Annotated in this window: 12 protein-coding genes; all 12 read left to right on the forward strand. The window is 64.1% G+C overall.

Going from position 1 to position 12,114, the window contains the following annotated elements:
- Window positions 1–118 precede the first annotated feature (118 nt).
- The 12 genes from MJ643_RS21475 (at window position 119) to MJ643_RS21530 (ending at window position 12,065) form a co-directional block, all read left to right on the forward strand.
- Complete coding sequence (locus tag MJ643_RS21475; protein ID WP_208209460.1) at window positions 119–574, forward strand: transposase; 456 nt, start codon at window positions 119–121, stop codon at window positions 572–574.
- A gap of 217 nt (window positions 575–791) precedes the next feature.
- Window positions 792–2,009, forward strand: coding sequence for an ATP-binding protein (locus MJ643_RS21480; protein ID WP_013973608.1), 1,218 nt, complete (start codon window positions 792–794; stop codon window positions 2,007–2,009).
- Window positions 2,009–3,364, forward strand: coding sequence for a sigma-54 dependent transcriptional regulator (locus MJ643_RS21485; RefSeq protein ID WP_013973607.1), 1,356 nt, complete (start codon window positions 2,009–2,011; stop codon window positions 3,362–3,364). The genes MJ643_RS21480 and MJ643_RS21485 overlap by 1 nt, the downstream gene beginning before the upstream one ends.
- A gap of 221 nt (window positions 3,365–3,585) precedes the next feature.
- Window positions 3,586–3,918: a flagellar hook-basal body complex protein FliE gene (fliE, locus tag MJ643_RS21490; RefSeq protein ID WP_208209459.1), complete on the forward strand. Its 333-nt coding sequence runs from the start codon at window positions 3,586–3,588 to the stop codon at window positions 3,916–3,918.
- A 15-nt stretch (window positions 3,919–3,933) separates the two neighbouring features.
- Window positions 3,934–5,712 (forward strand): flagellar basal-body MS-ring/collar protein FliF, encoded by a 1,779-nt coding sequence (gene fliF, locus MJ643_RS21495; protein WP_013973605.1) that lies wholly within the window; start codon window positions 3,934–3,936, stop codon window positions 5,710–5,712.
- Window positions 5,705–6,724: a flagellar motor switch protein FliG gene (gene fliG, locus MJ643_RS21500; RefSeq protein ID WP_013973604.1), complete on the forward strand. Its 1,020-nt coding sequence runs from the start codon at window positions 5,705–5,707 to the stop codon at window positions 6,722–6,724. The genes fliF and fliG overlap by 8 nt, the downstream gene beginning before the upstream one ends.
- 161 nt (window positions 6,725–6,885) lie before the next feature.
- Window positions 6,886–7,668, forward strand: a complete 783-nt coding sequence (gene fliH / locus MJ643_RS21505) for a flagellar assembly protein FliH (RefSeq protein ID WP_038410041.1) — start codon at window positions 6,886–6,888, stop codon at window positions 7,666–7,668.
- The gene (fliI, locus tag MJ643_RS21510) at window positions 7,658–9,013 is read left to right on the forward strand and encodes a flagellar protein export ATPase FliI (RefSeq protein WP_013973602.1); all 1,356 of its coding nucleotides are present in this window, start codon (window positions 7,658–7,660) and stop codon (window positions 9,011–9,013) included. Before fliH ends, fliI begins: the two co-directional genes overlap by 11 nt.
- A gap of 6 nt (window positions 9,014–9,019) precedes the next feature.
- Entirely contained in the window at window positions 9,020–9,472 is a 453-nt protein-coding gene (fliJ, locus tag MJ643_RS21515) for a flagellar export protein FliJ (protein WP_013973601.1), read from the forward strand.
- Between the two features lie 191 nt (window positions 9,473–9,663).
- A complete protein-coding gene (locus MJ643_RS21520) occupies window positions 9,664–9,969 on the forward strand; it encodes an STAS domain-containing protein (RefSeq protein WP_013973600.1) in 306 nt (101 codons plus the stop codon).
- Window positions 9,970–9,977: 8 nt separating this feature from the next.
- Window positions 9,978–11,669, forward strand: a complete 1,692-nt coding sequence (locus MJ643_RS21525; RefSeq protein ID WP_031324413.1) for a fused response regulator/phosphatase — start codon at window positions 9,978–9,980, stop codon at window positions 11,667–11,669.
- A gap of 48 nt (window positions 11,670–11,717) precedes the next feature.
- Entirely contained in the window at window positions 11,718–12,065 is a 348-nt protein-coding gene (locus MJ643_RS21530) for an Hpt domain-containing protein (protein ID WP_044047131.1), read from the forward strand.
- The last annotated feature ends 49 nt before the right edge of the window (window positions 12,066–12,114 follow it).

Below are 12,114 nucleotides of genomic sequence, written 5' to 3' on the forward strand. Positions count from 1 at the left end.
AGCGCCGCGCGGGCGGCGCTCGATCGCACCCCATACACCCCACATCCCGCAATACTTTTCAGTGCTCCAATCCTTCGCATGCGCCTATGTTTCCTGAACCTTTGTGCGAGGAAACCACATGGAGCGTGCTCAATCCCATCTCTTGCGCCGTGGCCGCTTCTCCATGCCCGGCGGCATGTATCTGTTAACAACCGTAACGAATAATCGAAAGCGAATCTTCACGGATTTTTGGCTGGCCCGAGCGGTGATTCAGCAACTTCGGCAGGCTGAGCGCGAAGGTGCGTGTCAGTCATTGGCCTGGGTTGTGATGCCGGACCATCTCCATTGGTTGATTCGGCTGAACGACTCGACATTATGTAGCTTGATGCGACGATTTAAGTCGCGCAGCAGTCATGCGTTGTATCACCGAGGAATGAGGCGCGAAAAAGTGTGGCAAGCGGGCTATCAGGACCATGCCATTCGGCGAGAGGAAGACCTTCGCAGGGTGGCGAAATATGTAATTTGCAACCGATTGCGGGCGGGGTTGGCAAGTAGGGTCGGTGATTATCCACATTGGGACGCCGTATGGGTCTGAGTCATCTGGAAGCGGTGAGCGCCGCCCGCGCGGCGCTCGATCTCACAGGCGCAGAAAGTGTCAAGGCGTATACCCGCGAAGCGCCGCGCGGGCGGCGCTCGATTTGCGCCCCACCACAAATCTCAAGCCCTGCATTAAACCCCATCTCCGGCACGGCTATTGCTACACCGCTGGTAACACACCGTTTTTATGACGGTCAGCCACGCGAGAGAGCAAGATGCCCCAGGCCGCCCACGTAATCCGAGCCCCCGATCCGCAGGGGCAAACCCCGGTCGAGCAGGACAGCCGCCAGGGTGTCGAGCAGGCCTTCGCCCTGTTCAATCAGGTGTCCAGCCAGTTGAGTCAGTCCTACAGCCTGCTGGAGGCCCGGGTCAGCGAGCTCAAGGGTGAGCTGGCGGTGGTCAGCGCCCAGCGCATCGATGAACTGAGCGAAAAGGAACGCCTGGCCAACCGCCTGCAAAACCTGTTGGACCTGCTGCCCGGCGGGGTGATCGTGATCGATGGCCAGGGTCTGGTACGCGAAGCCAACCCGGCAGCCTGTGAATTGCTCGGCGAGCCGCTGGTCGGCCAGCTGTGGCGCCAGGTGATAGCCCGCAGCTTTGCCCCGCGCAAGGATGACGGTCACGAAGTCTCGCTGCGCGATGGCCGCCGCCTGTCCATTGCCACTCGCTCGCTGGATGCCGAACCTGGCCAATTGGTGTTGCTCAACGACCTGACCGAAACCCGTCGCCTGCAGGACCAATTGGCTCGCCACGAGCGTCTGTCGTCGCTGGGGCGCATGGTCGCCTCGCTGGCGCACCAGATCCGCACGCCGCTGTCGGCGGCAATGCTCTATGCCAGCCACCTGGCTGACCCCGGACAAGACCTGGGCGCGGAAACCCGCCAGCGCTTTGCCGGCACCCTGAAGGAGCGCCTGCACGAGCTGGAGCATCAGGTGCGCGACATGTTGGTATTCGCTCGTGGCGAGCTGCCGCTGGGTGATCGAGTCACGCCAAAAGCCCTGTTCCAGGCTCTGCAGCAGGCTGCCCAGGCGCATGTGCAAGGGCACGCCGTGCGCTGGCAGTGCGACAGCCACTTGGGTGAGCTGCTGTGCAACCGGGACACCTTGATTGGTGCATTGCTCAACCTGATCGAGAATGCGCTGCAAGCCAGCGACGGCCCGGCGCGCCTGAAGGTGCACCTGTTCCGCCGCGAGCGCAGCCTGCACCTGTGTGTAAGCGACGCCGGCAGTGGCATAGATGCCGACCTGCTCGGTCGCCTGGGCGAGCCGTTCCTGACCACCAAGGCCACTGGCACCGGCTTGGGCCTGGCCGTGGTCAAGGCCGTGGTGCGTGCGCACCAAGGTACGCTGCGCCTGCGCTCCAAGGTTGGCCGTGGCACCTGTGTGCGGGTGGAGCTGCCGTTGATCGGTGGGCAGCTGGCGGAGGGCATGTAATGACGATCAAGGTGCTGCTGGTCGAGGACGACCGTGTATTGCGCCAGGCACTGGGCGATACCCTGGAAATCGGCGGTTTCGCCTACCAGGCGGTAGGCAGTGCCGAAGAAGCGTTGGAAGCGGTGCTGGAGGAGGCCTTCAGCCTGGTGGTCAGCGATGTGAACATGCCTGGCATGGATGGGCACCAACTGCTGGCCCGGCTGCGCCGCCAGCAACCGCAACTGCCCGTGTTGCTGATGACTGCGCATGCCGCGGTGGAGCGCGCCGTCGAGGCGATGCGCCAAGGGGCTGCCGACTATCTGGTCAAGCCGTTCGAGCCCAAGGCATTGCTCAGCCTGGTCGAGCGGCATGCCGCCGGGCGCGTGGCTGAAGAAGAAGGCCCGGTGGCTTGCGAGCCAGCCAGCCGACAGTTGCTGGAGCTGGCCGCCCGCGTGGCGCGCAGTGACTCGACCGTGCTGATTTCGGGCGAGTCCGGCACCGGCAAGGAAGTGCTGGCGCGCTATATCCACCAACAGTCGGCGCGCGCGGCTCAACCCTTCGTGGCGATCAACTGTGCGGCCATCCCCGACAACATGCTCGAGGCCACCCTGTTCGGCCACGAGAAGGGCGCCTTCACTGGCGCCATTGCCGCCCAGGTCGGCAAGTTCGAGCAGGCCGAGGGTGGCACCTTGCTGCTCGATGAAATCTCGGAAATGCCGATGGCTTTGCAGGCCAAGCTTTTGCGCGTGCTGCAGGAGCGCGAAGTGGAGCGGGTCGGCGGGCGCAAGCCGATCAGCCTGGATATCCGTGTGCTGGCCACCACCAACCGTGACCTGGCTGGCGAAGTGGCTGCCGGGCGTTTTCGTGAAGACCTGTACTATCGCCTGTCGGTGTTCCCCTTGGCCTGGCGCCCGCTGCGCGAACGCCCGGGTGACATCCTGCAACTGGCCGAGCGCTTGTTGGCGCGCCACGTGGCCAAGATGAAGCATGCCCCGGTGCGCCTGTCGCCCCAGGCACAGGACTGCCTGCAGGCGTACGCCTGGCCGGGCAACGTACGCGAACTGGACAATGCCTTGCAGCGGGCGTTGATCCTGCAGCAGGGTGGGGTGATCGAGGCGGCGGATTTCTGTCTGGCGGGCGCCATTCCATTGTCAGCCGGCACAGAGCCATCACTCGAGGTGGTGGCCGAGGCTGGCGGGCTGGGCGATGACATGCGTCGTCATGAGTACCAGATGATCATCGACACCCTGCGAGCCGAGCGCGGCCGCCGCAAGGAGGCGGCCGAACGCCTGGGGATAAGCCCGCGTACCTTGCGCTACAAGCTGGCGCAGATGCGCGATGCCGGGTTTGACGTCGAGGCCAGCCTGTTCGGCTGATTGATACCGCATCCTGCTGCGCGTGCGACCCTTGTGGGAGCGGGTTTGCCCGCGAACACCGGCGAAGCCGGTGCCATACACCGTGTCGCATTCTTCGCGGGTGAACCCGCTCCCACAGGGCTATGTTGCCTGAACCCTGTAGGCTGGCACCTTTGTTGCTTTAGGTTGGCTATCCGCCGCATCACTGTCAAAAAAATGCGGCCGCAGGAGAGAGAAGGGTCATGAGCCAAGGTGTTGAATTCAATCGTCTGATGTTGGACATGCGGGCCATGCAGGCCGATGCCATGTCGCTGCCCAAGGTGGCCGCCACCCCCGAGCTGGCACCGGGGCAGAGTACCTTTGCCGACATGCTCGGCCAGGCCATCGGCAAGGTGCATGAGACTCAGCAGGCTTCGACCCAACTGGCCAACGCTTTCGAGATCGGCAAGAGTGGCGTCGACCTGACCGACGTGATGATCGCTTCGCAAAAGGCCAGCGTGTCGATGCAGGCCCTGACTCAGGTACGCAACAAGCTGGTCCAGGCGTACCAGGACATCATGCAGATGCCGGTTTGAGGACGGACGTAAACCATGGCTGAAGCAGTCGTCGACAACGCCCCTGCCAAGAGCGGCCCGCCCGCGGCCAAGCCGCCGCTGTTCGGCATGGCGTTTCTGGAAAACATCGCGCAGATGCCCATGCTGCGTCAGATCGGCCTCATGGTCGGCCTGGCTGCCAGCGTGGCGATCGGCTTTGCCGTGGTGCTGTGGTCGCAACAACCCGATTACCGTCCGCTGTACGGCAGCCTGGCCGGCATGGACACCAAGCAGGTCATGGATACCCTGGCCGCCGCCGACATCCCCTACAACGTCGAGCCCAACTCCGGGGCTCTGCTGGTCAAGGCCGACGACCTCTCCCGTGCGCGCCTGAAACTGGCGGCCGCCGGGGTGGCGCCAAGCGATGGCAACGTCGGTTTCGAGCTGCTCGACAAGGAGCAGGGCCTGGGCACCAGCCAGTTCATGGAAGCCACCCGTTACCGTCGCAGCCTGGAAGGCGAGCTGGCGCGTACCGTGTCCAGCCTGAACAACGTCAAGGGCGCGCGCGTGCACCTGGCCATTCCGAAAAGCTCGGTGTTCGTGCGTGACGAACGCAAGCCCAGCGCCTCGGTACTGGTCGAACTGTACCCGGGCCGTGCCCTGGAAGCCGGGCAGGTGATGGCCATCGTCAACCTGGTCGCCACCAGCGTGCCGGAACTGGACAAGTCCCAGGTCACAGTGGTCGACCAGAAGGGCAACCTGCTGTCCGAGCAGATCCAGGACACCGCCCTGACCCAGGCAGGCAAGCAGTTCGACTACAGCCGCCGGGTAGAAAGCATGCTCACCCAGCGGGTACACAACATCCTGCAGCCGGTGCTGGGCAATGACCGCTACAAGGCCGAAGTGTCTGCCGACCTGGACTTCAGCGCGGTCGAGTCCACCTCCGAGCAGTTCAACCCCGACCAGCCGGCGCTGCGCAGCGAGCAATCGGTCGATGAACAACGTGCCAGCAGCCAAGGCCCGCAAGGCGTGCCTGGCGCGCTGAGCAACCAGCCGCCAGGCGCTGCATCGGCACCGCAGACAACCGGTGGCGCCGCCACGCCGGCTGCTGCCATCCAGCCAGGCCAGCCGCTGGTGGATGCCAATGGTCAGCAGATCATGGACCCGGCCACCGGCCAGCCTATGCTTGCGCCGTATCCGTCGGATAAACGTCAGCAGAGTACCAAGAACTTCGAGCTCGACCGCTCCATCAGCCATACCCGCCAGCAGCAGGGGCGCATGACCCGCCTGTCGGTGGCGGTAGTGGTGGACGATCAGGTCAAGATCGACCCGGCCACCGGCGACACCACCCGTGCGCCTTGGGGCGCCGAGGACCTGGCACGCTTCACGCGCCTGGTACAGGACGCGGTCGGCTTCGATGCCAGCCGTGGCGACAGCGTGACGGTGATCAACGTGCCGTTCGCCGCCGACCGTGGCGAAGAGATCGCCGATATCGCCTTCTACCAGCAGCCGTGGTTCTGGGACATCGTCAAGCAGGTGCTGGGCGTGGTGTTCATCCTGGTACTGGTATTCGGTGTGTTGCGGCCGGTACTGAACAATATTACAGGGGGCGGCAAGCAGGCTGCCCCGGACAGCGACATGGAGCTGGGCGGCATGATGGGTCTGGATGGCGAACTGGCCAACGACCGCGTCACTCTGGGTGGCCCGACAAGCATTCTGCTGCCTAGCCCCAGCGAGGGTTACGAGGCACAGCTCAACGCAATCAAAGGCCTGGTGGCCGAAGACCCGGGCCGCGTTGCCCAGGTCGTGAAAGAGTGGATCAACGCCGATGAGTGACAACCGAGCCGTTACCGCCAAGCTGAGCCGCGTCGACAAGGCGGCAATCCTCCTGCTTTCTTTGGGCGAGACCGACGCGGCCCAGGTGCTGCGGCACATGGGGCCAAAGGAAGTACAGCGGGTGGGTGTGGCCATGGCCCAGATGGGCAATGTGCACCGTGACCAGGTCGAGCAGGTGATGAGCGAGTTCGTCGAAATCGTCGGCGACCAGACCAGCCTGGGCGTGGGCTCCGATGCCTACATCCGCAAGATGCTCAACCAGGCACTGGGCGAGGACAAGGCCAACGGCCTGGTCGACCGCATCCTGCTCGGTGGCAACACCAGTGGCCTGGACAGCCTCAAGTGGATGGAGCCGCGCGCCGTTGCCGATGTGATCCGCTACGAGCACCCGCAGATCCAGGCCATCGTGGTCGCCTACCTCGACCCCGACCAGGCCGGCGAAGTGCTGAGCAACTTCGACCACAAGGTGCGCCTGGACATCGTCCTGCGCGTGTCGTCGCTGAACACCGTGCAACCGGCGGCGTTGAAGGAGCTGAACCAGATCCTCGAGAAGCAGTTCTCGGGCAATTCCAACGCGGCACGTACCACCTTGGGTGGCATCAAGCGCGCCGCCGACATCATGAACTTCCTCGACAGCTCGGTGGAAGGTGCGCTGATGGACGCGATCCGCGAGATCGACAGCGACCTGTCGGAGCAGATCGAAGACCTGATGTTCGTCTTCAACAACCTGGCCGATGTCGACGACCGTGGCATTCAGGCGCTGCTGCGCGAAGTCTCGTCCGACGTGCTGGTGGTATCGCTCAAGGGCGCCGACGAGCGGGTCAAGGACAAGATCTTCAAGAACATGTCCAAACGTGCCTCGGAGCTGTTGCGCGACGACCTGGAGGCCAAGGGGCCGGTGCGGGTCAGCGACGTGGAAACGGCGCAGAAGGAAATCCTCACCATCGCCCGCCGCATGGCCGAGGCCGGCGAGATCGTGCTCGGCGGCAAGGGTGCCGAGGAAATGATCTAAGGTCTTCGCGATCTGAAAGCCGACGCCGCCCCTTGTGGGAGCGGGTTTACCCGCGAAGGCGTCGGACCTGGCGATAGAGGTTGTCGCTGCCGACGCATTCGCGGGTGAACCCGCTCCCACAGTGACCGTGTCGGCTGAACATGGTTTGAGAACATGACAGCATGCCCACCAAAGAACATCACCCCAGCGACCTGATCCGCGCCCGCGACCTCGAAGGCGTGGACGTATGGGCGCTGCCCAGCTTCGACCCGGAACCCGAGCCTGAGCCCGAACCGGAGCCGGAGCCCGAGGTAGTCGAGGAAGAAGTCGAGGAAGTGCCGCTGGAAGAAGTCCAGCCACTGACCCTGGAAGAACTCGAGGCCATCCGCCAGGAAGCCTACAACGAAGGCTTTGCCACCGGTGAGCGCGAGGGCTTCCATAGCACCCAGCTCAAGGTCCGCCAGGAAGCCGAAGAGGCCCTGAAGACCAAGCTGGAAAGCCTCGACCGGCTGATGACCAACCTGATGGAGCCGATCGCCGAGCAAGACACGCAGATCGAGAAGGCCCTGGTCCACCTGGTTGCTCACATGACCCGTCAGGTAATCGGTCGCGAACTGCGGAGTGATTCCAGCCAGATCACCCAGGTACTGCGCGAAGCGCTCAAGCTGCTGCCCATGGGCGCGGACAATATCCGCATCCATCTCAACCCGCAGGATTTCGAGCTGGCCAAGGCCCTGCGCGAGCGCCATGAGGAAAGCTGGCGGCTGCTCGAGGACAGCGCGCTGCTACCAGGCGGCTGCCGTATCGAGACCGCGCACAGCCGCATCGACGCGACCATGGAAACCCGCATCGAGAAAGCCGTGGCGCAACTGTTCGATCAGTTGCACGACCATTCGCTGCACCCGGCGGCAGCGGATATGTCCATTGATCTGGACAGCCTGGTGGATACCCCGGATGCACCTTGAACGCACCAGCTTCGGCAAACGCCTGGGCAGTTATGCCGAGGCCATCGAACTGCCGGCCCAGCCCATCGTCGAAGGCCGCCTGCTGCGCATGGTTGGCCTCACCCTGGAAGCCGAAGGCCTGCGCGCTGCAGTCGGCAGCCGCTGCCTGGTAATCAACGACGACAGTTATCACCCGGTGCAGGTGGAAGCCGAAGTCATGGGTTTTGCCGGGCCCAAGGTATTCCTCATGCCGGTCGGCAGCATCGTCGGCATCGCTCCCGGCGCCCGGGTGGTGCCGCTGGATGACGGCGGCCGCCTGCCCATGGGCATGAGCATGCTCGGCCGGGTGCTCGACGGCGCCGGCCGTGCGCTGGATGGCAAGGGCGGGATGAAGGCCGAGGACTGGGTGCCGATGGACGGCCCGGTGATCAACCCGTTGAACCGCGACCCCATCAGCAAACCGCTGGATGTGGGTATCCGCAGCATCAATGGCCTGCTCACCGTCGGTCGCGGCCAGCGCCTGGGCTTGTTCGCCGGTACCGGCGTGGGCAAGTCGGTGTTGCTGGGCATGATGACCCGCTTCACCGAAGCCGAAATCATCGTCGTCGGCCTGATCGGTGAGCGGGGCCGCGAGGTCAAGGAATTCATCGAGCATATCCTTGGTGAGGAAGGCCTCAAGCGCTCGGTTGTGGTCGCTTCGCCCGCCGACGATGCGCCGCTGATGCGCCTGCGCGCCGCCATGTACTGCACACGTATCGCCGAGTACTTCCGCGACAAGGGCAAGAACGTGCTGTTGCTGATGGACTCGCTGACTCGTTTCGCCCAGGCCCAGCGTGAAATTGCCCTCGCCATCGGCGAACCGCCGGCCACCCGGGGTTACCCGCCGTCGGTGTTCGCCAAGCTGCCCAAGCTGGTGGAGCGGGCCGGCAACGGCGAGCCAGGCGGTGGTTCGATCACCGCGTTCTACACTGTGTTGTCCGAGGGTGACGACCAGCAGGACCCGATTGCCGACTCGGCGCGTGGTGTGCTCGATGGCCACTTCGTGCTGTCGCGGCGGTTGGCCGAGGAAGGCCATTACCCGGCTATCGACATCGAAGCCTCGATCAGTCGGGTCATGCCTCAGGTGGTCGATGCAGACCATTTGCGCCAGGCGCAAAAGTTCAAGCAGCTGTGGTCGCGCCTGTCGCAAAGCCGTGACCTGATCAGTGTGGGTGCCTACGTGGCGGGTGGCGACCCGGAAACCGATCTGGCCATTGCCCTGCAGTCGAAGCTGGTGGAGTTTCTGCGCCAGGGCCTGCGCGAGAACGTGGGCATGGCGCAAAGCCGCGACCAGCTGGGGGCGATCTTCACGCCCCCGGCAGGCTGATAAGCCATGGCGCTGCCTGGACGTGCCGCGCGCCTGGCGCCGGTGGTGGACATGGCCGAAGAGGCCGAGCGCAAGGCGGCGCAGCGCCTTGGGCAGTTCCAGCAGCAGGTGGCCACTGCCCAGGCCAAGCTGGCCGAGCTCGAGCGGTTTCGCGAGGATTACCAGCTGCAGTGGATCAACCGCGGCGGGCAGGGGGTAAACGGTAGCTGGCTGGTCAATTACCAGCGCTTCCTCGGGCAGCTGGAAACGGCCATGACTCAGCAGCGCCAGAGCCTGGTCTGGCACCAGAACAACCTCAACAACGCCCGCGGCACCTGGCAGCAGGCCTATGCCCGGGTGGAAGGCCTGCGCAAGCTGGTACAGCGCTATCTGGAGGAAGCCCGGCGGGCCGAAGACAAGCGCGAGCAGCGCCTGCTCGACGAGCTGTCACAACGCCTGCCGCGGCAGAATCACCTATAGCCTGTACTGGCCTCTTCGCGGGTAAACCCGCTCCCACAGGCACGGCGCAGGATTCGAATTTGTGAAGGTCCTGTGGGAGCGGGTTCACCCGCGAAGAGGCCGGGACAGGCAGCCCACATGCTTGCCACCCCCGCCATCGCCTGCTAAACCTTTATGGAGTTGCATCCGCCATCATCGAAGGAATCGCTAGCATGGCAGTCGAGACTGATTTTTCGCAGGACGGGAAAAAGCTGACGATAAAGATCAAGGGGCGCTTCGATTTCGGCAAGCACCAGGAATTTCGCGACGCCTACGAACGCCAGCCCAGCCGGCCAGATTCGGTGGTCGTCGACCTGAAGGACACCACCTACCTCGACAGTTCCGCGCTCGGCATGCTGCTGTTGCTGCGTGACCATGCAGGCGGCGATGAGTCGGATGTGCGAGTGGTGCATGCCAGCTCCGACGTGCGCAAGATACTCGCCATCTCCAATTTCGAAAAACTCTTCGATATCAGTTGAGCGCCGACATGCCGGCCGAACAGGCGTTGACCGTGCTGGTGGCCGAAGACGGTGCCGCCGACCGCCTGCTGCTGGCGCAGATCGTGCGCCGTCAGGGTCATCAAGTATTTACCGCGGAAAACGGCGAGCAGGCGGTGGCGTTGTTCGTCGAGCGGCGCCCGCAACTGGTGCTGCTGGATGCGCTGATGCCGGTGATGGATGGCTTCGAGGCGGCGCGACAGATCAAGGCCCTGGCCGGCGAAGCGCTGGTGCCGATCATTTTCCTGACTTCATTGAACGAGGAGGAAGGCCTGGTGCGCTGCCTGGAGGCAGGGGGCGACGACTTCATGGCCAAGCCCTACAGTGCGGTGATCCTTGGTGCCAAGATCCGCGCCATGGACCGACTGCGCCGGCTGCAGGCCACCGTGCTGGAGCAGCGTGACCAGATTGCCCGGCACCACCACCACCTGCTCAACGAGCAGCGGGTGGCCAAGGCGGTGTTCGACAAGGTGGCCCACTCCGGCTGCCTTGCCGCGCCTAACATCCGCTACCTGCAATCGCCCTATGCGCTGTTCAATGGCGACCTGATGCTGGCCGCGTTCACCCCGTCCGGCGACATGCGTGTGCTGCTCGGCGACTTTACCGGCCACGGCCTGCCGGCGGCGGTAGGGGCGATGCCGCTGGCCGAAGTGTTCTACGGCATGACTGCCAAGGGCTACGGCATGGCGCAGGTCCTGCGCGAGATGAACGCCAAGCTCAAGCGCATCTTGCCGGTGGACATGTTCTGTTGTGCGCTGCTGCTCAACCTCAGCATGCAGCGCGGTTCGGTGGAGGTGTGGAACGGCGGTATGCCTGATGGCTATCGCCTGGCAGTGGATGGCCAGGTGCTGTCGGCGCTGGGTTCGCGACACCTGCCGTTGGGCATCCTGGACGCCGAGCGTTTCGATGACAGTACCGAAGTGCTGCCGCTGGCGCCGGGTGAGCGCCTGCTGCTGCTTTCGGACGGCGTGCTCGACACGGCCGACGACCAGGAGCGCCTGTTCGGCGTGCAGCGCCTGCGCAGGGTGCTGGCCGACAACCGTGACCCGGCGCGGCTGTTCGACGAAGTGATGCAGGCCCTGGAGCGCTTTGGCGGGCGCCCGCGCGATGACATCAGCCTGTGCGACATTCGTATGTTCTGTGCCGAGGAGCGAGTGCCGGCGCCGATGATCTACTCTGATAGCGGCCGCTCCAGCCCGCTGGACTGGTCGCTGGGGTTCGAGGTGCGTGGCGAGAGCCTCAAACGCTTCAACCCGGTGCCGTACCTGGTGCAGTTGTTGCAGGAGATTCACGGCCTGCGTGCGCGCACCGGCAACCTGCACAGTGTGCTCAGCGAGCTTTATTCAAACGCGCTGGAGCATGGCGTGCTGGGCCTGGATTCGCAGCTCAAGCGCGATGGCCAAGGCTTTGCAGACTATTATCAAGAGCGCGCCCGGCGCCTCGGGGTGTTGACCGACGGTTACGTGCGCATCGATTTCAAGGTTGAACCGCATGCCGACGGCGGGCGTCTGATGATCGAGGTCCGTGACAGTGGTGCCGGGTTCGATGTGCAGGGCGTGCTGTCGCGGCCCACGCTGGAGCAAGGGCTGAGCGGGCGTGGCCTGAATCTGGTTCGGCGGCTGGCCAGCAGCGCGTGCTGGAGTGAAGGCGGGCGTTGCGCGCATGTGGAGTTCGTCTGGTGAGCCACGGGTTGGCTCGGGCATAATCTGGCTTGATCAAGGAGTGAACAAGTGACTGACATGCATATTGACCACAAGGTACTCAGCGACCTGCGTGAGGTCATGGAAGATGGCTACCTGCAGTTGGTGCAAACCTTTCTTGACGACTCCGAGCGGCGCCTGGGCCAGTTGCATGCGGCCAAAAATGCCGAAGAGCTCGGTTCTGCGGCCCATAGTTTCAAGGGCAGTAGCAGCAATATGGGCGCGGTTGCACTGGCCAGCCTGTGCCAGCAACTGGAGGAGCGCGCGCGGCGGCCTCCGCTGTATGGCATCGAGGACCTGATCAACCGCATCGACCTGGAGTTCGTCGAGGTACAGCGGTTCTACCGAGGTGAGCAGCAACGCATTTCGGCGGGTTGATACACGACTTGGCGCGAGTCTTGCCTGTCTCTGGCTGGATGATTTTTTT

The sequence above is a fragment of the Pseudomonas sp. PNPG3 genome, assembly GCF_023093815.1.
Classification (GTDB): domain Bacteria; phylum Pseudomonadota; class Gammaproteobacteria; order Pseudomonadales; family Pseudomonadaceae; genus Aquipseudomonas; species Aquipseudomonas asiatica.

What these genes read in the sequence shown, in the direction of transcription:
- fliJ (WP_013973601.1), top strand. Translation starts at nt 9,020, where the DNA reads ATGGCGCTGCCTGGACGTGCCGCGCGCCTGGCGCCGGTGGTGGACATG.
- MJ643_RS21485 (WP_013973607.1), top strand. Translation starts at nt 2,009, where the DNA reads ATGACGATCAAGGTGCTGCTGGTCGAGGACGACCGTGTATTGCGCCAG.
- MJ643_RS21480 (WP_013973608.1), top strand. Translation starts at nt 792, where the DNA reads ATGCCCCAGGCCGCCCACGTAATCCGAGCCCCCGATCCGCAGGGGCAA.
- MJ643_RS21520 (WP_013973600.1), top strand. Translation starts at nt 9,664, where the DNA reads ATGGCAGTCGAGACTGATTTTTCGCAGGACGGGAAAAAGCTGACGATA.
- fliI (WP_013973602.1), top strand. Translation starts at nt 7,658, where the DNA reads ATGCACCTTGAACGCACCAGCTTCGGCAAACGCCTGGGCAGTTATGCC.
- MJ643_RS21525 (WP_031324413.1), top strand. Translation starts at nt 9,978, where the DNA reads ATGCCGGCCGAACAGGCGTTGACCGTGCTGGTGGCCGAAGACGGTGCC.
- fliG (WP_013973604.1), top strand. Translation starts at nt 5,705, where the DNA reads ATGAGTGACAACCGAGCCGTTACCGCCAAGCTGAGCCGCGTCGACAAG.
- MJ643_RS21475 (WP_208209460.1), top strand. Translation starts at nt 119, where the DNA reads ATGGAGCGTGCTCAATCCCATCTCTTGCGCCGTGGCCGCTTCTCCATG.
- fliE (WP_208209459.1), top strand. Translation starts at nt 3,586, where the DNA reads ATGAGCCAAGGTGTTGAATTCAATCGTCTGATGTTGGACATGCGGGCC.
- fliF (WP_013973605.1), top strand. Translation starts at nt 3,934, where the DNA reads ATGGCTGAAGCAGTCGTCGACAACGCCCCTGCCAAGAGCGGCCCGCCC.
- fliH (WP_038410041.1), top strand. Translation starts at nt 6,886, where the DNA reads ATGCCCACCAAAGAACATCACCCCAGCGACCTGATCCGCGCCCGCGAC.